Raw genomic sequence first — 21,471 nt, 5'->3', positions numbered from 1 at the left:
GCGGGGCGCGGTGGTCACTCGGCGGCGAGCCAGACCCGCATCGGGCTGTTCTCCCGGTTGGCCCACGCGTAGTAGGGGATCGCGGTCAGGGTGATCGGTTCGCCGGTCGGCGCCGGGTGGCCGGCGTCGGCGGGGCGGTAGGGCCACCAGTCGCCCCGGTCGGCCGGCGCCGGGCGCGGGCGGACCCGGGCGGTGGCGGTCACCGTGGTGACGCCGTCGAGAAGGTCGGGGCGGTGGACGCTGGCCAGCTCGGTCGCCGGGTCGACCACCAGGTCGTCCAGGCCGCAACCGGCGGGCAGCGCGGGCTGGTCGAGGCGTTCGACCGCGTAGACGAGGGGGCCGCGTTCGATCGCGACGCAGCCGCGGGCGGCGTCCACCCGGGAGTCGGCGCGGGTGAGCCGGGGCGTGACGTCCAGGTCAAGGACGAGGATCTCGCCGGCGCGCCAGTCGCGGGTCACGCGCAGCCAGCCGTCGCGCTCCTGGTGGGTGTCGGCGGCCAGTTCCGTGCCGTCCAGGGTGAGCTTCCATGTGCCGGCCGACCAGTGTGGGATCCGCAGCGCCAGCGTCCACGGGCCGGCGCCGCCGGTCTCCACGGTGAACCCGACGGAGCCCTGCCAGGGGTAGTCGGTCGCCACCCGCAACGCGACCGGCCCGGTGGCCAGTTCGGCGTGGACGGTGCCGGTGGCGTACTGGTGGACCTGCACCTCCGAGCGGTCGGCGGAGGTGGACGCCAGGTAGTGGGGCAGGCTGGCGAGCAGCCGCATCAGGTTGGGCGGGCAGCAGGCGCAGGAGAACCACGGGGTGCGGCGCGGCTTGTCGCCCTCCCGGTCGGCGTAGGTGTCCCGTACGTGCAGCGGGTTGTCGTAGAGGTACTGGTCGCCGCTGAGCGAGACGCCGCACAGCACGCCGTTGTACAGGGTGCGTTCGGCGAGGTCGGAGTACCTGGCCTCGCCGGTGAGCAGCGTCATGCGCCAGTTGAGGTGGACGGAGGCGATGGCGGCGCAGGTCTCGGCGTAGGCGCGTTCGTTGGGCAGCTCGTAGGGGTCGCCGAAGGCCTCGTCGGAGTGGTGGGCGCCGATGCCGCCGGTGAGGTAGGTCTGGCGGGCGGCCATGTCGGTCCACAACCGCTCGGCTGCGGCGCGGAGTTCGGCGTCGCCGGTTTCAGTGGCGACGTCCGCGACGCCGGCCAGCAGGTAGAGCTGGCGCACGGCGTGCCCGGTGACCGCTGGGGCCTCGCGGGGCGGGGTGTGGTCCTGGTAGTAGCCGGGGCTGCCGTGGCCGCTGCGCCGGCCCTTGGTGTCCAGGGCGCCGCCGTGGCGGTCGACGAAGTACTGGGCGAGCGCGGTGTAGCGGGCCTGGCCGGTCTCGCGGGCGAGTTCCACCAGCGCGGTCTCGATCTCGGGGTGGCCGTCGACGCTGTCCACCGGCTTGCCGGAGCCGGCGGGGCCGAAGCTCTCGTCGATGTGGTCGGCGAACCGGACGGCGAGGTCGAGCAGTTCCCGGCGGCCGGTGGTGCGGCTGAGCGCGACGGCCGCCTGGATCAGGTGGCCCGCGGTGTACAGCTCGTGGCCCCAGGCCAGCTCGGTGAAGTGCGGTACCTCGGGCTTGGCCACCTGGTAAAAGCTGTTCAGGTAGCCGGAGGGCTCCTGGGCGCGCCCCAGCAGGGCGGTGAACTCCTCGACGTAGCCCGCGAGTTCGGCGGCGCGCTCGGGGGTGAGGTCCGGGTCGCCGAGCTGCCAGGCCGCGGCCTCCAGCCACTTGTGCACGTCGGTGTCCTGGAAGGGGTGCCCGCCGAGGAAGCCGCCGGTCTCCCGGTCGGCGGCGCGCCGGAAGTTCTCCAGGTTGCCGGCCTCGGCGAGCCGTTGCGGGCCCTGCCGGAGGCTGGTCTCGGCGTTGGTGCGGCGCCGGTCGGCCCAGAAGCCGTCGCTGATGGTGGCCCGCGCGTCGGGCCGGAGGGTGGCGTGCGCGTCCGGGCCGAGGCGGACCGGGCCGGCGGTCCTGGTGGGTGCGGCCTGGTCGGCGCCCGGCGTGGGGGTGGGTGGGACGGCGGTCAAGGCGCGGCTCCGATCAACGGACGGGAAAACTGGGGAAATCGGTTTCCTGCACGGCGATGCTAGGAGCGGCCCCGCGGGGGCGTCAAGGGAGCCCGGCCGCATCCCCGTTCCCACCAAGTGGCCGGCGGCCGGCGGGGCGTGGCATGATGGCGCGCCCCGGGGTGCGGCCCGCCCCCGGCGCGAGCAGGAGGGAAACGGGTTTCCGATGCCCCCGACAGCAGCGGACGGCGCCGCGGGGCGCGCGGTCACCATCCACGATGTCGCCACGCTGGCCGGGGTCTCGCCCGGCACCGTCTCCAAGGCCATCAACGGGCGCGGGAAGCTGCGCCCGGAGACCCGGGAGCGGGTGCTGGACGCGGCCCGGCGGCTGGGTTTCCGGCCCAACGAGATGGCCCGCGGCCTGTCCTCGGGGCGGTCCTTCACGGTGGGGCTGGTCACCACCGACAGCGTCGGCCGGTTCAGCCTGCCGGTGCTGCTGGGGGCCGAGGACGCCCTGGGGGCCGGGCGGATCTCCGTCTTCCTCTGCGACACCCGGGGCGACCAGATCCGCGAACAGCACTATGTGCGCACCCTGCTGGACCGGCGGATCGACGGGCTGATCGTGACCGGCCGCAGGACCGACCCGCGCCCGCCGCTGCGGCTGCCCCAACCGGTGCCGGTGGTCTACGCGTTGGGCCCGTCCACCGATCCGGCGGACGTCTCCCTGGTGACCGACGACGCGGAGGGCGCCCGACTGGTGGTGGCGCACCTGCTGGCCACGGGCCGGCGGCGGATCGCCCATCTCACCGGCCCCGAGCACCACCTGGCCGCCTCGGTGCGGGCCGAACACACGGTGCGCGCGCTGCGGGAGGCCGGTGTGGAACTCTCCGGCGGCCGGGTGCACTTCGGCTCCTGGGACGAGGCCTGGGGCCGGCAGGCCGCGCGGATGGCGCTGCTGGCCGACCCGGCGGTGGACGCGCTGTTCTGCGGCAACGACCAGATCGCCCGGGGCGCGGCGGACGCGCTGCGGGAGGCGGGCCGCCGGGTGCCGGACGAGATCGCGCTGGTCGGCTACGACAACTGGGACGTCATGGCGGAGGCCTGCCGGCCCACGCTGACCACCGTCGACATGAACCTGGCCGAACTCGGCCGCACCGCGGCCCTCACCCTGATGGACGCCATCGACGGCCGGCCCGCCCGGGGGGTGCGGACGGTCCCCTGCCGTCTCGTCGTCCGCGACTCCACCGGCGTGCCGACGGCGCAACCGCGGCAGCGCCGCGCGGGCGACGGCGGGTAGCGGGGCCAGGGGCGGGTAGCGGTGGCGGCGGTCAGCGCGGCCCCCCTCCACCTGGCCCGCCCCGGGGTCAGGACGTGGTGCTCGGCGTCGCCGGCCGGCCGTCCAGAACGCGGGCGATCTCCTGGACCGGCGCGAGGTCCGCGCCCGGGGCGAGGCGCTCCAGGAGCGCGCCGTCGATCGGCGCCCCGCCGATGACCTCGGACACCGCCTCGGGGTCCACCGGACGTTCGTAGAAGTAGTTGAGGTGGTCGGCTATCGCGGTGGCGGTGAAGTCCGGCAGGGGCCCGAGCAGCCAGCGGCTGAGCGGGGCCTCCTCGCCGTCGAGGGGGCGCGGGTCGCCGTGCTTCCAGGAGGCGCCGTCGTGCCAGAGCGCCAGGGTGATGTGCGGGTAGGGCCGTTCGTCCGGCAGGCGGGTCAGCGGCACGAGGGGCTCGGGCAGCCCGTCGAGCAGTCCGGGCCAGATGTCGCCGTACGCGTAGGGGCTCAGCGGCGACTGCGGGTCGAAGGCGCGGAGGAAGGTCAGCGACCGGCCGAGGTAGACCCGGTAGCTGGCGCCGCCGGCGTTCTTGAACACGAACCGCTCGAAGCCGTCGTCGCCGGCCGGCGTGTACGTGTAGCGGGGCCACTTGGGGTCGAAGCAGACCTCAAGGAGGGTGAGGGTGCGCAGCCGCGCGCGGATGCGGTGCGGCGCGGGAAGGGCGGCGAGCCGGGAGAGCGCTGACATGCCGCGAGTCTAGGTCGGGGCGCTGACAGTCGGCCGGGGCGGGCCGGTCGGCCGGTTCAGCTCGCGGGTGGGATCGCCAGGTGGTCGCCGGGGATGTCGGTCTTGGCGGGGTCGAAGTAGTCCAGCACGCCGGCCTGCCAGGCGGTCGCCTCGATCCGGTCGTCGGCCGACGGGCCGAAGGCGTCGAAGACGGCCGCGACGCGGTCCGGGGCGAAGCCGATCGCGGTCATCAGCGCCGTGAACCGCTCCCGGGTCACCGTCCCGTCACCCTCCGGGTCGCCGAGGGCGGCCAGCGCCCGGGCGAACGCGGCGACCGTCGCCCCGAACCGCTGCGGGGAGAGCACGCCGCCCCGGTACTCCTCGAAGTCGACCCGCCCGTCGCCGTCCTGGTCCAGGCCGGCGACCAGCGCGGTCCACCAGTCGCGCAGGGAGACGCGCACGGCCTCCCGTTGGGCGGGCGTGGAGTGAACGGCCGCCGCCTCCAGCCGGCTGCTGAGCAGGTGGAAGTCCGCCTCCTCCAGGACACCGTTGCCGTCGGCGTCCAGCACGGTGAAGATGCCCCGCGCCCGGTTGACCGCCTCGTCCCGCATCGACGTCCCGCTCTCTCCCGGCCGCGTCCGACGACACGACACCCCCAGGCCGGCCCCTTCCAGGGCGGGCCGCCCCCAACTATCGGGCGTGGCCGGGTGGTTGGGGACCGGCCGGGCGCCGGCTCCATTCGATCGGGGGATTTCGGAGCGGGCGCCCAGGCAAGCGCCCCCGGCGTGCGCCGGGCGCGCCGGCCCGGGGCGGCGGGTGCTTGCCCGGGGCGGTCCGGATGCGGGACGCTGGTCAGATCTGTCATGTCCGCGCCACCATCCGCACCCCGAGGAGTTCCGTGAAACCCGTCAGACGCCTCGCCCTGGTCGCCGCCCTGCTGGGCCTGGCCGCCGTCGCCCAGCCGGCCGGCGCCGCCTGGTCCGCCACACCCCAGGAGAGGACCGGTCCGGTCGCCAACGCCCAGGCGCCGAACGCCGTGCCCGGCAGCTATCTCGTCGTCCTGGCCGACGGCCGGACGGCCGACGACCACACCCTGCCCGAGCGCTACGGAGCGCGGGTCCTGGACAGCTACCACAACGCGCTGACCGGCTACCACGTCGAGGCCACCCCGACGCAGGCCCGGCTGCTGGCCGGCGACCCGGCCGTGGCGCGGGTCGAGCAGAACACCGCCGTGGGCACCGCCGACCTCACCCAGCCCGCCCCGCCCTCCTGCGGCCTGGACCGCATCGACCAGCCCGACCTGCCGCTGGACGGCTCCTACAGCTACCCGGACTCGGCCGGCGAGGGTGTCACCGTCTACCTGGTGGACACCGGAATCCACTACGGCCACCAGGACTTCGGCGGCCGGGCCGGACCGGGCTACGACGCGACCGGCGGGGACGGCTCGGACGACAACGGGCACGGCACCCACCTGGCCGGCACGGTCGGCGGCACCGAGCACGGGGTGGCCAAGCGGGCCACGCTGGTGTCGGTGAAGGTCCTCGACGCGGGCGGTGCCGGCACCATCGCCGGCGTGGTCGGCGGCATCGACTGGCTGACCGCCGACGCCGACGGTCCCGCCGTCGCCAGCCTGGGCATCGGCGGCGCGGCCAGCACGGTGCTGGACGACGCCGTGCGCCAGTCGATCGCGGCCGGCGTCAGCTACAGCGTGGTGGCCGGCAACTCCGGCGTGGACGCCGGAGGGATCTCCCCCGCCCGGGTCACCGAGGCCGTCACCACCGCCGCCGCCACCTGCGCCGACCAGGCACTGCCCAGTACCAACCACGGGCCCGCGGTCGACCTGTTCGCCCCCGGCGCCGACATCGTCTCCACCTGGCACACCTCCGACACGGCGACCGCCACCCTCACCAGCGGCTCGACCGCCGCCGCCCACGTCGCCGGCGTCGCGGCGCTGCACCTCGCCGACCACCCGACCGCCACCCCGGCCGAGGTCTGGGCGGCCATCGACGCGGCGGCCGTCCTCGACCGGCTGACCGGCGTCCCGCCGAACACCCCCAACAAGCTGCTCCAGGTGGTCGACTGACGCCCGGAGATCACGCCGGGAGGCCCGTTCGGGACCCGCCCCGCCCGGCCTCCTCCGGGGTCCAGACGCCGCTGTTGGCACGGCCGGGATACGCGGCGGTGAGGTGACCTCGGAGCGCGGCCAGGCCGGGGTGGGCGTTGTCGGTGCGCCACACCAGCTCGCCGGGGTAGACGGGGGTCGGGTCCACCAGCGGGATGCGGCGCAGGGCGTGCCCGACGGGCCACACCAGCGGCGTCTCGTCGCCGACGAAGGTGGCCACGGTCGAGGACTCCGCGATGGTGTCGAAGAGCACCTCGATACCGAAGTCGGGGCCGACCGCGTCGATGGTGAAGCCGAACTCGGCGGCGAGCCGCTCGTAGTAGGCCGTCCACTCGGCGCCGGGCGCGTTGCCCGGCATCCAGACGCGGTGGCCCGCGAGCTGCGCGGGGGTGACCGAGCGGGCCTGGGCGAAGGGGTGGCCGGGTCCGGTGAACAGGCGCAGGGGCTCGTCCAGCACGGGGGTGGAGGCGACGCCCTCGGGGAGCGGCTGGTCGAGGAGGGTGACCGCGCGGACCGTCGCGTCGATGGCGCCGGAGCGCACGGCCTCCACCGCCTCGGCGCCGCCGTGCAGGGTGACGATGTCGAGCGCGGTGTCGGGGTAGGCCCGGTGGAAGGCCCGCAGCAGCCTGGCCGTGGCGACCTGCCGGTGCACGACATCCACCCGCAGCGCCCTGCTACCGGGGCGCACGGAGGCCGCCGCGCGCTCCGCGGCATCCAGGAGCGCCCGCGCGTGCGGCAGGAACGCCTGCCCGTCGATGCTGAGCCGCGCTCCGCTGGGGGCGCGCACGAAGAGCCGCACGCCCAGGGCGTGTTCCAGAGCCGCGACGCGTTTGGAGGCGGCCTGCTGCGTCACCGAGAGGTCGGCCGCGGCTCTTTGGAACTGTCCCGCTTCGGCTACGGCGACAAAGGTACGGACGGCGTTGAGATCCACGGCCATCACCCTATGCGTACAACCAGCAGTTGTTACACCGGAACAGTTGGTTGTTTGATCTCCTTTCCCAGCAGGGCTTTTATGGCGCCATGCCGAAGTCGTTCGTTCATCTGCACAACCACACCGAGTACTCGATGCTCGACGGCGCCCAGAAACTCCGGCCGATGTTCGCCGAGGTCGCCCGCCAGAAGATGCCCGCCATCGCCATGAGCGACCACGGCAACATGTTCGGCGCGTACGAGTTCGCGCAGGTCGCCAAGGGCCACGACGGCATCACCCCGATCATCGGCATCGAGGCGTACGTGGCTCCTTCGTCGCGTTTCTCGCGCCAGCAGGAGTTCTGGGGGCCGGGCGGACGCCGGGCCGTGAGCGAGGACGGAGAGGGGTCCAAGGACGTCTCGGGCGGCGGGCGCTTCACTCACATGACGATGTGGGCGCGGGATGCCGGCGGGCTGCGCAACCTCTTCTGGCTGAGTACCCACGCCAGTTACGAGGGCCAGTTCCCGGCCGGCAAGCCCCGGATGGACCGCGAGCTCATCGCCGAGCGGCCCGGCGGCATCATCGCCACCACCGGCTGCCCGTCCGGCGAGATCCAGACCCGACTGCGCCTCGGCCAGTACGAGGAGGCCAGGAAGGCGGCCGCCGCGTACCAGGAGATCTTCGGCCGCGAGAACTACTTCCTCGAGCTGATGGACCACGGCCTGGACATCGAACGCGTCGTCCGCGACGACCTGCTGCGACTCGCCCGGGACCTGCGGATCCCGCTCCTGGCCACGAACGACGCGCACTACGTCACCGAGGACCAGGCCGACGCCCACGACAGCCTGCTCTGCATCGGTGTCGGCAAGAACAAGGACGATCCGCGCCGCTTCCGGTTCAGCGGCTCCGGCTACTACCTCAAGAGCGCGGCGGAGATGCGCGAGCTGTTCGCGGAACTCCCGGATGCCTGCGACAGCACCCTGCTGATCGCGGAACGCGTCGAGTCCTACGACGAGGTCTTCGACCACGTCGACGAGATGCCGCGCTTCCCGGACGTGCCCGACGGCGAAAGCCAGGAGTCGTGGCTACGCGCGGAAACCCTCAGGGGGCTGGCGACGCGCTACGGGGACCCCGTTCCCCCACACGTCCTGGACCGCTTCGAGACCGAGATGTCGGTCATCGGCCCGATGGGATTCAGCTCCTACTTCCTCGTCGTCGCGGACATCTGCCGCTACGCCCGCGACAACCGGGTCCCCCTCGGCCCGGGTCGGGGTTCGTGCACCGGCTCGATCGTCGCCTACGCCACCCGCATCACCGAGTTGTGCCCACTGGAACACGGGCTGCTGTTCGAGCGGTTCCTGAACCCCGAACGCATCAACCCACCCGATGTCGACCTCGACTTCGACGACCGCCAGCGCGACCGGATGGTCCGGTACGTCACCGAGAAGTACGGCGGCGACCACACCGCCATGGTGAACACCTTCGGCACCATCAAGGCCAAGAACGCGATCAAGGACTCGTCGCGCATCCTCGGCTACCCCTACGCCCACGGCGAGCGGATCACCAAGGCCCTCCCGCCGGACCAGAACGGCAAGCCCGCCCCGCTGGCGGCCCTCTTCGACGCCACCCACGAGCGGTACGGCGAGGCCGGCGACATCCGCCAGTTGTACGAGAGCGACCCGGACGTGCGGCGGGTCATCGACACCGCCCGCGGGGTCGAGGGGCTCACCCGCGGCACCGGGGTGCACGCGGCCGCCGTGATCCTCTCCAAGACCAGGCTCACCGACCGGATCCCCCTGCACATGCGGGCCTCGGACGGCGTGAAGATCACCGGCTTCGACTACCCGTCCTGCGAGGCCATGGGCCTGATCAAGATGGACTTCCTGGGACTGCGGAACCTCGGGGTGATCGACCAGGCGATCGAGAACATCCGGGAGAACCGGGGCATCAGCCTGGCCACGGTCGATCCGCTGGACGGCGACACCTCCACACACGTCATCCCCCTGGACGACGTGAAGACCTACCGGCTGCTGGCCGACGGCAACACCTTCGGCGTCTTCCAACTCGACGGCGGCGGCATGCGGGTGCTCCTCAAGCTGATGGAACCGACCCGCTTCGAGGACATCGCCGCGGTCAACGCCCTCTACCGGCCCGGGCCGATGGCGGCGAACGCGCACACCAACTACGCGTTCCGCAAGACCGGCCGCCAGGAGATCACCCCGATCCACCCCGACCTCCGGGACGCCCTGGAACCCATCCTCGGCACCACCTTCCACCTGCTCGTCTACCAGGAGCAGATCATGGCCATCGCCCGGGAACTCGCGGGATACACCCTCGGCGGCGCGGACCTGTTGCGCCGCGCGATGGGCAAGAAGAAGCCGGAGGTGCTGGCCGCGGAGTGGGAGAAGTTCCACGACGGCATGCGCGGCAACGGCTACGGCGACGAGGCCATCAAGGCCCTGTGGGACGTGATGCTGCCCTTCTCCGGCTACGCGTTCAACAAGTCGCACACCGCCGGTTATGGCCTCGTCTCGTACTGGACCGCCTACCTCAAGGCCAACTACCCGGCCGAGTACATGGCCGCCCTGCTCACCTCCGTCGGCGACGACAAGGACAAGGCCGCGGTCTACCTCGCCGACGCGCGCCGAAACCGGGTCCGCGTCCTCCAGCCCGACGTGAACGAGTCCGCCGCCGAGTTCACCGCCATCGGCGACGACGTCAGGTTCGGGCTGCGTTCCGTCCGCAACGTCGGCGACCACGTCATCGAGGCCATCGTCGGCGCCCGCCGGCAGGCCGGGAAGTTCGCGTCCTTTCCCGACTTCCTCGACAAGGTCGCCATGCCCGGGCTGAACAAACGGGCCGTGGACTCACTGGTCAAAGCCGGCGCCTTCGACTCCCTGGGGCACTCCCGCAGAGGTCTCGCCGCGATCCACGAGGCCGCGATCGACGCGATCACCCCGGTGAAGAAGGCGGCGAGCTTCGGGCAGGACGACCTCTTCGCCGGACTCACCGACCCGGCGGGCGACGCCCCCGTCCTCGGCCTCGACCTCCCCATCGACGAGGCGGAGTGGCCACGCCGGCAACTCCTCGCGACCGAACGCGAGATGCTCGGCCTCTACGTCTCGGCACACCCGCTGGACGGCGCCGAGCACATCCTCTCCCGCGCACGCGACCGCTCCATCGCCGAACTGCTCACCGCCGGCCGCGTCACCGGCGATGTCCAGCTCTCCGGACTGATCACGGGCGTCCAGCTCAAGCTGACCAAGCAGGGCAAACACTGGGCCATCGTGCACCTCGCGGACCGCGACGCCAGCATCGAGGTCCTCTTCTTCCCCGCCGCCTACCCACTCGTCCAGCACGCCCTGACCGAGGACAACGTGATCTCCGTGCGGGGCAGGATCGAGGACCGGGACGGCACGCTGAGCATGCACGGCCGCGAACTCTCCGTCCTCGACATCTCCTCGGCCGCGCACGGCGGCCTGCCGCCGGTGAAGCTCGCCCTGCCCCTGCATCGCGTCACCGAGCGGACCGTCAGGGAACTCAAGCACATCCTCGCCGCCCACCCGGGCAGCAGCCCCGTGCACCTCAGCGTCCGCGGCCCGCACAAGACCACCGTCTTCGCCCTCCAGGCGACCGTCGACCCCACCACCATCGCCTCCGAGATCAAAGGCACCTTCGGGGCCGACGCCTGGCAGGGCACCGCGTAGCCTCCCAGATCGGGTCCGCGGCCACCGTGGGCCCGCGAGCCGGGTGCCGGCCGAGGCCACAGTGGCCTGCCACCGTCCTCGCCCCGGGTGAGCGGCCCTCAGGTGAAGTCGGCGCTGTGGTCCCGGGCCCACTGGCGGTAGGTGCGGGCCGGGGCGCCGGTCACCTGCGCGAGGGTGCGGTAGGCGGCATCGTCCGGGGCGCTGGTCGCGTGCGGCTCGTCGGCGGCGCCCTCGACGCCGTCGTAGCTCTCGAAGCCGAACAGGAAGTCCGCGTTCGCCGCCGCGAAGCCTCCCTGGGCCTGGTAGAAGGAGCGGGCCTGCTCGGGGGAGACGTCGTCGAGGGCGATCCGCTCCCCGATCGCGTCCGCGATCGCCGCGACCTGCTCGCGCTTGGTCAGCACGTCGGGTCCGATGATCGTGTCAACCCGCCCACGGCGATGGGGATCGACCAGATCGGCGAGGACGACGTCGGCGATGTCGGCCTCGTGGAGGGGATGTCCGATCTGATCGGGAAAGGGCTCGACGACGCGACGGTCCGCCCTGATCGATGGCCCCCAGATGAGGAGCGCGTTCGTCGCGAACTCGCCGGGCCGCACGATCGTCCACGCCAACCCGGAGGCCCTCACGGCCTGTTCGACGATCGCGTGGTATGTGGTGTCGTAGCCCGCCGTGACCGCCGCCGAGGAGACCACGACCACATGCTCGACGCCGGCGAGCCGGGCGCGGGTGACGACGTCTTCGACGGTGTCGGGGACGGCGATCAGCACGAGTTGCCGCGCGCCGTCGAAAGCGGCCGCCAACGTGGAAGGCGCGTCGAGGTCGCCGAAGACCACCTCCGCCCCCTGGGGCAGCGAGGCCCGGTGCGGGCGCCGTGACACCGCGCGCACCGACCTGCCGGCTGCCAGCAGTCCTGCCACGACCAGCCGACCCACGGCCCCGGTCGCACCTGTGACCACCACGAGATCATCCGACTCTTCCCGAGACATCACCGTCTCAATGTAAGCGGCCCAAGTACCATGCCGCAATGGATCTTTCACCACAGCGCGCCCGTACCCGTCAGGCGATCCTCGATGCCGCGGCAGCGCAGTGGTGCCGCGATCCCACCGCGAGCCTGGGCGATGTCGCCGCCGTCGCCGGAGTGGGGCGAGCGACGCTGCACCGGTACTTCTCCGACCGGCACGCCCTGCACACCGCGCTCGTGTCGGACTCGTGGCGAACGCTGCGCGCGATGATCGACGAAGCCGACCCGACCACCGGCTCGGCGCTGGACGTGATCCAGCGGATCGTCACGGCCATGGTGCACGCCGGTGACCGGGTGCGCTTCCTGTTCGCCGCCACCGAGGGAACACCTTCCGAAGCCGACGCCGGCGTCGCCCAGGAGGTCGACGACATCCTCCTCGCCGAGATCGAACGCGGCCAGCGCGAAGGCACGCTCGACGCGACAGTCCCGGCACGATGGATCGAGCTGATGATCTGGAGCACCGTCTACACGGGCCTCCAGGCGATCTCTGACGGCCTCATACCCCGACACGGGGCAGACCGACTGATCCGCCGAACCCTCCGCCGAGCGGTCGGCGGCTCGGCACCGCAACGCTGAGCTGCCGCCAACCTGAGGCCGCGGGTCATCGGATCGTGCGCGCGCCGGGGTCGGGTAGCGGGCGGCCCGCCGTCAGGAGGCCCAGGGCAGGCGAACCGCCTCGATCTCGGAGTCGTTCAGCAACGCGTCGATCAGGGTGGGGGAACCGGCGACCTTGGTGGCCCACAGGTCGTAGTCGGTGCACAGGAGCCAGGAGCGGTCAACGGGCCAGAGGTTGGACGGGCTGAAGCCCGCGTCGGACTGGTCGTAGAGGAGTTGAGCGTCGCCGAGCCGGCCGGCTCGCACGTGCGGGGTGTCGAAGTCCGTGGCGCCGAGTGTCAGCGGACTGTAGTAGGCCAGGCAGCGGGTGGCCGGGCCAGCGGGGCTGTGCTCGGTGAGGGTGGCGATCAGCCGGTGCCAGGTCTCCCGGTCCAGGCTTCCTTCGGTCGGCGGGAGCATGTTCGGTGGCCAGCTGCCCGCCTTCTTGGCCGAGGGGAAGCAGCGGTAGGAGGGCATCAGCCCGTCGGGCACGATCGGGTCGCCGGTCCGCCGGGCCAGCTCGGCCCAGCGCAGCCGCCGCCAGCCGGGGCCGGGGTGCCGGGCACGGCCCAGACCTCCCCCCGTGACGATGCTGACGGCGTCGAGGTCGATGCCGCCGACGACGTGGGGCTGGGTGCTCCCGTCGGCGAGACGGGCCCGGTGATACTCGTCGTACGACGCTTCGTGTGGCCCCAACTCGTGCTCGTACATGGCGTTGAGCACCCACACCGCGTCCGGCATCGCCGGCGGCATGAATCCGGTCAGACCGTCGCCACACAGCTCCCGCAGCCAGTCGGTGGCCCCGGGCGGCACGAGCGACCACACGTCAGGGAACGGGTTCGGCTCCTCGGGCATCCGGCCATGATCTCAGGGAGCAGCGCCCAGGGGCAGCTCCCAGGGGGTGGGCTCAGGAGGCCTTGGGCTCTGGGGTCAGCGTCGGGAAGGTCACGCCGGTCAGTTCCTCGGAGACGGTCCACAGGCGCTGCTGGACGGCCTGGTCGTGGGAGGCGGGGCTGGAGGCGACCAGCCGCGGGTAGCCGCGGACCTGGGCGCGGCCGGCGGGGCCGTAGTACTGGCCGCCGGTGACGGCCGGGTCGGTGGCGGCGCGCACGGTGGGCAGGGCGCCCATCTCGGCCTTCTGGGTGAACAGCGGCGTGACCCAGCCGACGGGCACGCGCAACGCGGTGGGTGTGTAGCGGGCCAGCTCGGTGTTGGACGCGCCGGGATGGGCGGCCACCGCGATCGTGGTGCCGTGCGGCGCGAGTCGGCGCTGCAGTGCGTAGGTGAACAGCAGGTTGGCGAGTTTGGCCTGGCCGTAGGCGCCGACGCGGCTGTACGAGCGCTCCCACTGCAGGTCGTCGAAGTGGATGGCGGCCCGGATGCGGTGACCGTTGCTGCTGACCGTCACGACGCGGGAGCCGGGGACGGGCAGGAGCCGGTCCAGCAGCAGGCCGGTCAGGGCGAAGTGGCCGAGGTGGTTGACGCCGAACTGCAGCTCGAAGCCGTCGGCGGTGGTCTGCCGCGGGGTGTACATCACGCCCGCGTTGTTGATCAGCAGGTCGATGCGCGGGTGGGCGGCGCGCAGCTCGGCCGCCGCGGACCGGATCGAGTCCAGGGAGGCCAGGTCGAGGGCCTGGACGGTGACGTCGCCGGTGATGCGGGCGGCTGCCCGCTCGCCCTTCTCGACGTCGCGGACCGCCAGGACCACCGTCGCGCCGCGCGCCGCGAGCAGCTGGGCGGTCGCGAAGCCCAGCCCGGTGTTGGCTCCGGTCACGATCGCCACGCGGCCGTGCTGATCGGGAATGTGCTGCTCAGTCCAGTTGTCGCTCACGACGCACCCCTAAAGAACCATCGGTCTGTTACGCGGACCAACTTAAGAGACCGCCGGTCTCCTGTCAAGGGACCGGCGGTCTCCAAGCTAGGCTGGGGGCGTGACATTCCAGCGGGCGCGAAGCGAGGAGCAGCGGGAGATCCGCCGCCAAGCGATCCTGGACACCGCGGCGGCGATGCTCGACGAGATGCCCGTGGCCGAGGTGAGCCTCAACGAGCTGAGCCGACGGGTGGGCCTGGCCAAGTCGAACGTCCTGCGCTACTTCGAGTCGCGCGAGGCGGTGCTGCTCGAACTGCTGAACCTCTTCCTGGAGCGCTGGCTCGCCGAGCTGGCGGAGGAGCTGGCCGCCGGCATCGAGGCGGACGCGGCCCCTGAGGCCCGGGCGGGCCAGCTGGCCGAGGTTCTCGGCCGGTCACTGGCGGACCAGCTGGTGCTGTGCGACCTCTTCGGCGCGCAGGGCGGCGTGCTTGAGCACAACGTCTCGGTCGAGGCGATCAAGCGGCACAAGCGGGCCACCCACGCGCAGCTCGCGACCATGACCGCGCTCGTCCGCCGCCACGTGCCCGAACTCGGCGACGGCGCACAGGTGTTCTGCATGATGAGCCTGATGACCGCGGGCGCCCTGTCGGCATACGTCCCGCCGGCGCCCAATCTCCTCGCCGCCTACGCGGAGGAGCCCGCCCTCAGCGCGCTCCACCCGGATCTGCGGGACGCCCTGCGGCTCGCCCTCACCTCGACGCTGCTGGGCGTGCTGCCGCGCGCCTGAACGCTGCCGGGGCGTGCCCCAGACGCGCGCCACGGGGCCACGAGTTGATTTTGAATCCCCCTGGGCGGGGGAAGCCGCCGGATGCCGCCGTCAGGGCCGGTTCGGGTCGGCGTGCACCACCAGGAAGAGCGACCAGGCGGGCGCGGCCGGGTCGTCCGGGCGGGCGGCGAACTCGTCCAGCAGATCCTTGAGCCGGGTGCGGAACTCCTCCATCTGCGGCGGTGGCAGACGAAGCGCCATCCTGGTGCCCTCGGCCTCGCTCGCGGGGACGAGGGCGAGTTCCTCCAGGAACGCGTCAAGCATCGACCGGTCCAGCGCGGGCGCTTCGAGGTGCCAGCTCTTGCGCGTCGCCAGATACGGGATCTCTCGCGCTCCGCGCGCGCCGCGCCGTTCTTCCTGCGCCTCCAGGAACCCGGTGCGGACCAGCGTTCTGGTGTGGTGCAGCACGCTGGCCGGGTCGCGGCCGAGGATCTCCGCGATCTCCTTGTTCGTGCGCGGCTGCCGCACGCAGATGCGCAGGATGCGCAGGCGGAGGGCGGAGGCGAGCGCCTTCGCCTCCGCGTCGGTCGCCAGCCGGCGTTCGGTCATGCCGAGCAGCCTACTCAAGAGCGGACGGCCCGGTGAAGGCCCGGACACGAGTGATTGACAAAACCCAATCACTCGGCCAGGGTGCCGCTGTGCCCCTTACAGCTGAGGGATCCCCGCCACGCCCACCGTGGTCCGAACGAACGAGGTCAACCATGCCGAACCGTCCCGGAACGACCGGCGGGACCGCCGCTCCCGAGAACCCCGCAGAACAGGCGGATGTCCCGCCGAACCGGCAGATGGCGTCCTGGGTCAGTCCCGTCGAGGCTCCCCCGGGGCCCGGGGAAAGGGCGAACGACTACGACAGCTTCGCCGAGGCGTACGCGGCCGAGAACGAGACCAGCCTCCTCAACGCCTACTACGCGCGGCCCGCGATCGTGGACCTGGCCGGCGACGTGACGGGCCGCCGCATCCTCGACGCCGGCTGCGGCGCCGGCCCCGTGGCCGCGGACCTGCGCGAGCGGGGCGCCGTCGTCGCCGGCTTCGACTCCAGCGCCGGGATGCTGGCGCTGGCCCGGCGGCGGCTCGGCGACGACGTGGTGCTGGAACACGCCGAACTGGGCGGCCCGCTGCCCTTCGCCGACGCCGGGTTCGACGACGTCGTCGCCTCCCTGGTCCTGCACTACCTGGAGGACTGGACGACGGCCCTGGCCGAACTACGGCGCGTGCTGAAGCCCGGCGGCCGCCTCATCGGGTCCGTCCACCACCCCTTCGTCCAGCACCTGACGGCGCCGCCCGGAACCGACTACTTCGCGATCCGCGCCACCTCCCAGTGGTGGGAGTTCGGCGGCACCAAGAACCTGATGACCTTCTGGGACCGGCCGTTGCACGCGATCACCGACGCGTTCACCGCGGCCGGCTTCCGGATCGACGTCATCAGCGAACCGGCCCCGGGGCCCGGCGCCCGCGAACGGTTCCCCGAGGTCTTCGAGCAGAAGGAGTCGGGCAAGTTCCTGTGCTTCCTGTTCTTCGTCCTCACGAAGGCATAGCCTCCGCCCGGAGGCGCGGGCCGTCGGCTCAGGAGCCGGCCCCACGCACGCCTCGAAGCGGACCCACAGCGGGTAGGCCCCGGCGTCGAAGGAGCGCGCGGAACTTCGGCCCTGGGAGGGGATGGAGGCGGCTTGAGGTGCCCGGGTCTTCCTCGAAGACGACCGGGTCCTCGATCCCGGCCTCGTCCAGGACGAGGTTCTGCCGGGCGGTGGACTGCTGATCGGTCGAGACCCGCTTGTGGACCAGGTTCGCCACCGAGGGCCCCCTCCGTGCGGAGGATTCGGACCCTTTCTGTCGCCAAACGCTGTCAGCAACTGGCACCGGATCTGCTTGGGTTCGCGCCGCCGCGAACCCTCGGATTGCACCGGTTCATTGGTCGCCTCGGCCGCCTGTCGCCAACCTTTGCCGACAAGAACCTGCGGCTGATCGGGGCAGCTGTGGCACGTGGCTGAAAGGCATTGAGCAGGTGCTCCCCGAGTCGCGGAGATCCGGGATCATGAAGCATGCTCCCGGACGACTGGCACCTCACCCAAGACGTTGACGACTTCCTCGCCCGAGCCGGGGACTTCCTGCGCTCGCGCCCCGCCCTGCACAACACGCCGCTGACGGACATCGAGAAACTGCGGATACGCAGGCCGGACGCACACGGCCCCGTCACCGGCGTCTTCGGCCGACTGGAGGCCGGCGGCGAGGTCCACGCGCTCTTCTACCTCACGTCGCGCGGCCGCCTGGGCCTCACCCCCCTCTCTGTCGAGCAGACCGACGCTCTCGCCGCCCACTTGGCCGTCCTCGGCCACTCGCCCGCCAACGTCATCGCGGACCACGACACCGCCACCGCGTTCGCCGACTCCTGGCAGCGGCACACGGGCGCGGCGGCAGCACTCTTCTGGCGGACACATCTCTACCGTCTCGGCAGAATCACCCCGCCACAGCCGCACCCGGAGGGCCGGGGCCGACTCACGGGCGGGACAGACCGCGAACACGTGGTGCGCTGGTGCCGTGAGTTCTGCGTCGATGTCGGGGAGCAGTCCTCCATCGACGTGATCGACGCCGGCGCCTGGGACGGCTCGCGCTTCGGCGACCGGCACTTCACCTTCTGGGAGACCCCGGACGGCACCCCCGTCTCGATGGCGGCCGCGACCTCGGTCGTCGGCGGCATGGTCCGGATCGACCCCGTCTACACCCCGGCCCACCTCCGGGGCCGCGGCTACGCGGGCGCCGTGACGGTCGAAGCGAGCCGGGCTGCTCTGGCCGCGGGCGCGACGGACGTCGTCCTGTTCGCTGACCCGGACAACCCCACCAGCAACGCCCTCTACCAGCGCATAGGGTACGTCCACATCGCCGACTTCGCCGGGTACAAGTTCTCCCACGGCGCACCACAAGCCGGGTGAGTTCTTGATCGCCCCGCACACACCTGCCCCCAGTACCGGCTGTGACCGTCGCGGAGCGGCTCACGAAAGCGGTGGCGGGCACTCTGGTCAGCTTTCTGGTCGGTGACGCTCAGTCCTGCTCGCCGTCGTCGCCCTCGTCATCGGTGTGCGGGTCACGTGGCTGCCGCAAGCCGGCGCGGTCGGCCGGGTGAAGGCGTAGCGGGCGAGGAAGTTGGTGTGGTCGTACTGAAGTGTCCGCGGACCTCGCCCAGGATCAGGGAGCCTGCCACGCGGAGCATGTCGCCTCAGTGGGCGCGTATCCGGTCCAGGCGGATGGTGTGCCCGGCACGACCACCCCCGCCCAACCCCATTCCCTGGTCGCTGCGTATCGGCTGCCAGCGGCCCTGCGAGTCCTCGGACTTCCGCACCCGCACCCGCACCCTGCGGCCGAGAACGCCGGCGCCCGCAGGACCGCCCCCGGCGACCTGCCCACCCCGCCCGCGAACGTCGCCAAGCCCCGCCCCCGCGCCGCCCGCATCCTGCCCGACGCATGACCCGCCCCTACGCCACCGACGAGCAGTACCAACGCTGGTTCGTGACCGAGTGCTGCCGCTGCGGTCGCCGCAGGCACAAAGCCGGCAGGTGGCCGGACGGATACGTCTGCCGGACCTGCTCGGACCGCGCCGTCCGGACACGGGGCACCTGCCCGGGATGCGGCCAGGACCGTGCCCTTCCCGGGTTCCGCCCCGGTGACGGGGGCGCGATCCGCACCACCTGCGCCGGCTTCTCCCAGTCCTTCCACTGCTCACGCTGCGGCTTCGAGGGCAAGCTCCTGGGCGGACGGCTCTGCGAACACCACAACCAACCCGGCATCCCACTGGCTCTTCCCCGGCCGCCGGACCGGCCAGCCGCTCGGCCCCAACCACCTGTCCGCGCTCATCGCGCACGCGGGCGGTCGCGTCGCGGCAGCCGCTCGACGACGAGGTCGTAGGAGTCTTCGACCGCGTCGGTGACCAGGCTTCTGGTGATGCCGGGGCCCGGCCCGAGCGTGATCCAGTGGCGTTTGTCGAGGTAGCGGCCCGGGGTGATCGAGGCGTGCGCGTGTACGTGGGCCCGCGCGTGTTCGGGTTCGCACTTCACGGTGATGATCTGCTCGTCCGGGTCGTCGGTGACGATCAGGAACACTCTGCCCGCGACTTTGTACACGTCGAGTCGGGGGGTGAAGGGGCGTCCGTGGCTGACGTCGGGCAGGGCGAGGGCCGATCGGCGGGCGGTGTCCTGGAGCCGGTCGCCGGCCGCGCTCACCGGGCCGCCTTCGTGCTGGTGCCGTAGGTGTGCGGGTCGACGGGCTGCTCGGCCTTGGGCAAGTGGGCGACGACGAGCCGGTAGGACTCGGTGACGAGTTCCTGGACGAGCCTCCTGTCGATGCCGTCCCCGCCTTCCAGCGTGATCCAGTGCTTCTTGTTCATGTGGTAGCCGGGGGTGATGTGGCTGTTGTGTTCCCGCAGGGCGAGGGCCTCGCCGGGGTCCGCCTTGAGGATCACGACGGGACGTCCCAGGACCTCGGTCAGCAGCATGAACACCTTGTCGCGCACCTTGAAGACCTCCCAGTCGGGGCCGAAGGGATGCCCCAGGTGGGCTCCGGGAAGTTGCTCCGCGCAGTCGGCGGCGGTCTTGTGCAGGGTCGGACCGTTCATGGGTGGCGAAGCTCCTCGGGCGGTGACGGTCTGCGGCATCGAAGGGCTCGCCGCGCGGTCGCGGCGGCACTGCCCATCCTCGCGCGGAAGCCGACACATCGTGCGGATCTTCGAGGCCATCTTGTCGAAGGTGGAGAACCCAGAGGTCCCCGGCCGGGGCCGGTCCCGCCCGCCGGCGTGCGTTCCGTGGCGCGAGGACGTGGCAGCGGTCGGGGGTCAGATCAGCCGGAACAGGTCGGCCGCCGCGTGGACGTCCGTGAAGTCCTCGATGGAGCGGAGGTTGTCGCACAGCGCGTCCAGCACCGAGCCGTCCGCGGCGGCCGTCGGGGCGCCGACGGCCACCCCGAAGACCCGGAAGTCCAGCCGGCGCCTGGCCGCGTGCCACTCCCGCGTCCACGCCTCGGTGACCTGGCACTCGTCGTCGGTGATCAGCACGATGTCGCCGCGCGCCCGGGCGGCGTGGTCGAACTCCTCGGCGAGCAGCGCGCCGGCCGCGCTCAGCGGGCTCTGGTAGCTGGTGCCGCCGCCGAGGAAGGTCTCCGCGAAGTCGAGCACCTCGTGGATGCCGGCGCGCCCACTCGCCGGGAAGCGGTGGACCTGGAGCCGGTCGGCGGAGGAGAAGAGGATGCCGACGAAGTCCCGCCGGGTGGCGCGCGCGTGGTCCAGCAGCGCCAGCGCGCACGCCTTGGCCCATGCCTCCCGGGTGACGCCGCCCGGCCCTTCCGCGTACATGGAGTGCGAGGTGTCCACGCAGGCGATGATGGCGCCCCGGCCGGTGGTCTGCTCGCCCTGGCTGTCGAAGAGCATCAGCTCCCCGGCCGCGTAGCGCGCGGCGAAGACGGCGCGCAGCACGGGCAGGCCCAGGTTGGCCAGTTCCGAGGGGACGATCCGGGCCAGGTCGTCGCCGAGGGTGACGCCGACCAGCTCGCCGGTGGCGTGCGGCACCCGGCGGGCGCGTTCGCCGCTGGCCAGCTGCCGGAACCGGCCGATCAGCCCGGCCCACCGGGCGAGCCGGCCGGTGCGGAGCCGTTCGGCGAGTCGGGCGCGCTCGTCGAACGGCATCCGCTCCAGCTCGCCGGGTTCGACACCCCAGGCCCGCAGTAGCTCCGTCTCGTCCCGGACGGTTGCGGCGGCCCGTGCCGTGGCGCGCCGGGCGGTGGCCCGCACCTCGGGGGCCGCCGCGTCGAGCGCCCGGGCGGCGGCGTCGGCGGCCTGCCGGGCCGCGGCGCCGGCCGCCTCGGCGGCCTCGGTCGCCCGCTGGACGGCGGCGGCCTCCCCGGCCGCCGGGGCGCCGGCCAACGCGCCCGCTTCGGCGGCCCGTTGGAGCGCGGCGGCGACGGCGTCGGCCGCCGTCCCGGCGGCTCGCGCGGCGGCGTCCGCCTGGTCAGCCCGGGCCTGGGCGTCCCGTGCGTGAGTCAGCATCCGGCGCAGCGCGGCGGCCTGGGCGAGCACGGCCAGGGCGGCGGCGTACGGGTCGCCGGCGGTCTCCCGGCGCAGCTCGGCGCAGCCGGGCGAGTCCAGCAGCGCGCCGACGACCTGGTGGTTGACCAGCCGGCTCGGGTCCATCGCGGCGCGGTCGCGCAGCCTGGGGTTGGCCTGGTAGGCGGTCAGGAAGGTGTCGGCCAGCAGCTCGTCGGCGTAAGGGTGCCGGGCGGTCAGCTCGGCGGCCAGCTCGCGCAGCCCGGCCGACTGGGCGAAGGTGTCGCGCCAGGCCAGCCGGTCGAAGTGGTCGCCGACCACGGCGGTGGTGTGCCGCTCGGGCTCGGCGGCGCCGTGGGCCAGCCACCGCGCGGCCCGTTCGGTCAGCCCGGTCGGCTCCTCGGGTGTGCCGCCCATGGTCGTCCT

19 protein-coding genes are annotated in these 21,471 nt (G+C 72.7%); 7 read left to right on the top strand and 12 right to left on the bottom strand.

The window, feature by feature from the left end; all coding sequences use genetic code 11:
* Nucleotides 1-14 precede the first annotated feature (14 nt).
* On the bottom strand, nucleotides 15-2,054 hold the full coding sequence (locus RM844_RS13590) for a glycoside hydrolase family 127 protein (RefSeq protein ID WP_311667379.1): 2,040 nt from the start codon (nucleotides 2,052-2,054) through the stop codon (nucleotides 15-17).
* Nucleotides 2,055-2,259: 205 nt separating this feature from the next.
* On the opposite strand from RM844_RS13590, the gene RM844_RS13585 reads away from it, so the two are divergent.
* Nucleotides 2,260-3,330, top strand: a complete 1,071-nt coding sequence (locus tag RM844_RS13585; RefSeq protein WP_311667378.1) for a LacI family DNA-binding transcriptional regulator — start codon at nucleotides 2,260-2,262, stop codon at nucleotides 3,328-3,330.
* Between the two features lie 67 nt (nucleotides 3,331-3,397).
* Here the strand turns inward: RM844_RS13585 and RM844_RS13580 are convergent, their stop codons facing one another.
* Complete coding sequence (locus RM844_RS13580; RefSeq protein ID WP_311667377.1) at nucleotides 3,398-4,054, bottom strand: hypothetical protein; 657 nt, start codon at nucleotides 4,052-4,054, stop codon at nucleotides 3,398-3,400.
* Nucleotides 4,055-4,110: 56 nt separating this feature from the next.
* Entirely contained in the window at nucleotides 4,111-4,644 is a 534-nt protein-coding gene (locus RM844_RS13575; RefSeq protein WP_311667376.1) for an EF-hand domain-containing protein, read from the bottom strand.
* Between the two features lie 287 nt (nucleotides 4,645-4,931).
* On the opposite strand from RM844_RS13575, the gene RM844_RS13570 reads away from it, so the two are divergent.
* Complete coding sequence (locus tag RM844_RS13570) at nucleotides 4,932-6,116, top strand: S8 family peptidase (protein ID WP_311667375.1); 1,185 nt, start codon at nucleotides 4,932-4,934, stop codon at nucleotides 6,114-6,116.
* Between the two features lie 10 nt (nucleotides 6,117-6,126).
* Here the strand turns inward: RM844_RS13570 and RM844_RS13565 are convergent, their stop codons facing one another.
* Nucleotides 6,127-7,086: a LysR family transcriptional regulator gene (locus RM844_RS13565; protein WP_311667374.1), complete on the bottom strand. Its 960-nt coding sequence runs from the start codon at nucleotides 7,084-7,086 to the stop codon at nucleotides 6,127-6,129.
* A gap of 89 nt (nucleotides 7,087-7,175) precedes the next feature.
* Here RM844_RS13565 and dnaE point away from each other — a divergent pair, with 89 nt between their 5' ends.
* Nucleotides 7,176-10,772 (top strand): DNA polymerase III subunit alpha, encoded by a 3,597-nt coding sequence (gene dnaE, locus RM844_RS13560; protein ID WP_311667373.1) that lies wholly within the window; start codon nucleotides 7,176-7,178, stop codon nucleotides 10,770-10,772.
* Nucleotides 10,773-10,870: 98 nt separating this feature from the next.
* Here the strand turns inward: dnaE and RM844_RS13555 are convergent, their stop codons facing one another.
* Nucleotides 10,871-11,758 (bottom strand): NAD(P)H-binding protein, encoded by an 888-nt coding sequence (locus tag RM844_RS13555; protein WP_311667622.1) that lies wholly within the window; start codon nucleotides 11,756-11,758, stop codon nucleotides 10,871-10,873.
* Nucleotides 11,759-11,796: 38 nt separating this feature from the next.
* Between RM844_RS13555 and RM844_RS13550 the strand changes: the two genes are divergently transcribed.
* Complete coding sequence (locus RM844_RS13550; protein ID WP_311667372.1) at nucleotides 11,797-12,369, top strand: TetR/AcrR family transcriptional regulator; 573 nt, start codon at nucleotides 11,797-11,799, stop codon at nucleotides 12,367-12,369.
* A 72-nt stretch (nucleotides 12,370-12,441) separates the two neighbouring features.
* Here the strand turns inward: RM844_RS13550 and RM844_RS13545 are convergent, their stop codons facing one another.
* Together RM844_RS13545 and RM844_RS13540 are read right to left on the bottom strand one after the other, a co-directional pair.
* A complete protein-coding gene (locus RM844_RS13545) occupies nucleotides 12,442-13,242 on the bottom strand; it encodes a hypothetical protein (RefSeq protein ID WP_311667371.1) in 801 nt (266 codons plus the stop codon).
* Nucleotides 13,243-13,294: 52 nt separating this feature from the next.
* A complete protein-coding gene (locus tag RM844_RS13540) occupies nucleotides 13,295-14,218 on the bottom strand; it encodes an SDR family NAD(P)-dependent oxidoreductase (protein WP_311667370.1) in 924 nt (307 codons plus the stop codon).
* Nucleotides 14,219-14,318: 100 nt separating this feature from the next.
* Here RM844_RS13540 and RM844_RS13535 point away from each other — a divergent pair, with 100 nt between their 5' ends.
* Nucleotides 14,319-14,984, top strand: coding sequence for a TetR/AcrR family transcriptional regulator (locus RM844_RS13535; RefSeq protein WP_311667369.1), 666 nt, complete (start codon nucleotides 14,319-14,321; stop codon nucleotides 14,982-14,984).
* Between the two features lie 90 nt (nucleotides 14,985-15,074).
* On the opposite strand, the gene RM844_RS13530 is transcribed toward RM844_RS13535, so the two are convergent.
* Nucleotides 15,075-15,572, bottom strand: a complete 498-nt coding sequence (locus RM844_RS13530) for an ArsR/SmtB family transcription factor (RefSeq protein WP_311667368.1) — start codon at nucleotides 15,570-15,572, stop codon at nucleotides 15,075-15,077.
* Between the two features lie 236 nt (nucleotides 15,573-15,808).
* On the opposite strand from RM844_RS13530, the gene RM844_RS13525 reads away from it, so the two are divergent.
* Complete coding sequence (locus RM844_RS13525) at nucleotides 15,809-16,558, top strand: class I SAM-dependent methyltransferase (RefSeq protein WP_311667620.1); 750 nt, start codon at nucleotides 15,809-15,811, stop codon at nucleotides 16,556-16,558.
* 504 nt (nucleotides 16,559-17,062) lie between these two features.
* Nucleotides 17,063-17,950, top strand: coding sequence for a GNAT family N-acetyltransferase (locus tag RM844_RS13520; protein WP_311667367.1), 888 nt, complete (start codon nucleotides 17,063-17,065; stop codon nucleotides 17,948-17,950).
* 284 nt (nucleotides 17,951-18,234) lie between these two features.
* On the opposite strand, the gene RM844_RS13515 is transcribed toward RM844_RS13520, so the two are convergent.
* The 4 genes from RM844_RS13515 to RM844_RS13500 all read right to left on the bottom strand — a co-directional run bounded on the left by RM844_RS13515 (nucleotide 18,235) and on the right by RM844_RS13500 (nucleotide 21,462).
* Complete coding sequence (locus tag RM844_RS13515) at nucleotides 18,235-18,357, bottom strand: hypothetical protein (RefSeq protein WP_311667366.1); 123 nt, start codon at nucleotides 18,355-18,357, stop codon at nucleotides 18,235-18,237.
* A 508-nt stretch (nucleotides 18,358-18,865) separates the two neighbouring features.
* Nucleotides 18,866-19,234, bottom strand: coding sequence for an MmcQ/YjbR family DNA-binding protein (locus RM844_RS13510; RefSeq protein WP_311667365.1), 369 nt, complete (start codon nucleotides 19,232-19,234; stop codon nucleotides 18,866-18,868).
* Nucleotides 19,231-19,626: an MmcQ/YjbR family DNA-binding protein gene (locus tag RM844_RS13505; protein ID WP_311667364.1), complete on the bottom strand. Its 396-nt coding sequence runs from the start codon at nucleotides 19,624-19,626 to the stop codon at nucleotides 19,231-19,233. The genes RM844_RS13510 and RM844_RS13505 overlap by 4 nt, the downstream gene beginning before the upstream one ends.
* 216 nt (nucleotides 19,627-19,842) lie before the next feature.
* Complete coding sequence (locus RM844_RS13500) at nucleotides 19,843-21,462, bottom strand: VWA domain-containing protein (RefSeq protein WP_311667363.1); 1,620 nt, start codon at nucleotides 21,460-21,462, stop codon at nucleotides 19,843-19,845.
* Between the last annotated feature and the right edge of the window lie 9 nt (nucleotides 21,463-21,471).

This window comes from Streptomyces chisholmiae (assembly GCF_031845445.1).
GTDB classification, from domain to species: Bacteria; Actinomycetota; Actinomycetes; order Streptomycetales; family Streptomycetaceae; genus Streptomyces; species Streptomyces chisholmiae.
Note: the sequence above shows the minus strand (reverse complement) of the source record. Positions and strands in the feature narration are given on the sequence as shown.

What these genes read in the sequence shown, in the direction of transcription:
- RM844_RS13585 (WP_311667378.1), top strand. Translation starts at nt 2,260, where the DNA reads ATGCCCCCGACAGCAGCGGACGGCGCCGCGGGGCGCGCGGTCACCATC.
- RM844_RS13580 (WP_311667377.1), bottom strand. Translation starts at nt 4,054, where the DNA reads ATGTCAGCGCTCTCCCGGCTCGCCGCCCTTCCCGCGCCGCACCGCATC.
- RM844_RS13575 (WP_311667376.1), bottom strand. Translation starts at nt 4,644, where the DNA reads ATGCGGGACGAGGCGGTCAACCGGGCGCGGGGCATCTTCACCGTGCTG.
- dnaE (WP_311667373.1), top strand. Translation starts at nt 7,176, where the DNA reads ATGCCGAAGTCGTTCGTTCATCTGCACAACCACACCGAGTACTCGATG.
- RM844_RS13555 (WP_311667622.1), bottom strand. Translation starts at nt 11,758, where the DNA reads ATGTCTCGGGAAGAGTCGGATGATCTCGTGGTGGTCACAGGTGCGACC.
- RM844_RS13550 (WP_311667372.1), top strand. Translation starts at nt 11,797, where the DNA reads ATGGATCTTTCACCACAGCGCGCCCGTACCCGTCAGGCGATCCTCGAT.
- RM844_RS13545 (WP_311667371.1), bottom strand. Translation starts at nt 13,242, where the DNA reads ATGCCCGAGGAGCCGAACCCGTTCCCTGACGTGTGGTCGCTCGTGCCG.
- RM844_RS13530 (WP_311667368.1), bottom strand. Translation starts at nt 15,572, where the DNA reads ATGACCGAACGCCGGCTGGCGACCGACGCGGAGGCGAAGGCGCTCGCC.
- RM844_RS13525 (WP_311667620.1), top strand. Translation starts at nt 15,809, where the DNA reads ATGGCGTCCTGGGTCAGTCCCGTCGAGGCTCCCCCGGGGCCCGGGGAA.
- RM844_RS13520 (WP_311667367.1), top strand. Translation starts at nt 17,063, where the DNA reads ATGCTCCCGGACGACTGGCACCTCACCCAAGACGTTGACGACTTCCTC.
- RM844_RS13505 (WP_311667364.1), bottom strand. Translation starts at nt 19,626, where the DNA reads ATGAACGGTCCGACCCTGCACAAGACCGCCGCCGACTGCGCGGAGCAA.
- RM844_RS13500 (WP_311667363.1), bottom strand. Translation starts at nt 21,462, where the DNA reads ATGGGCGGCACACCCGAGGAGCCGACCGGGCTGACCGAACGGGCCGCG.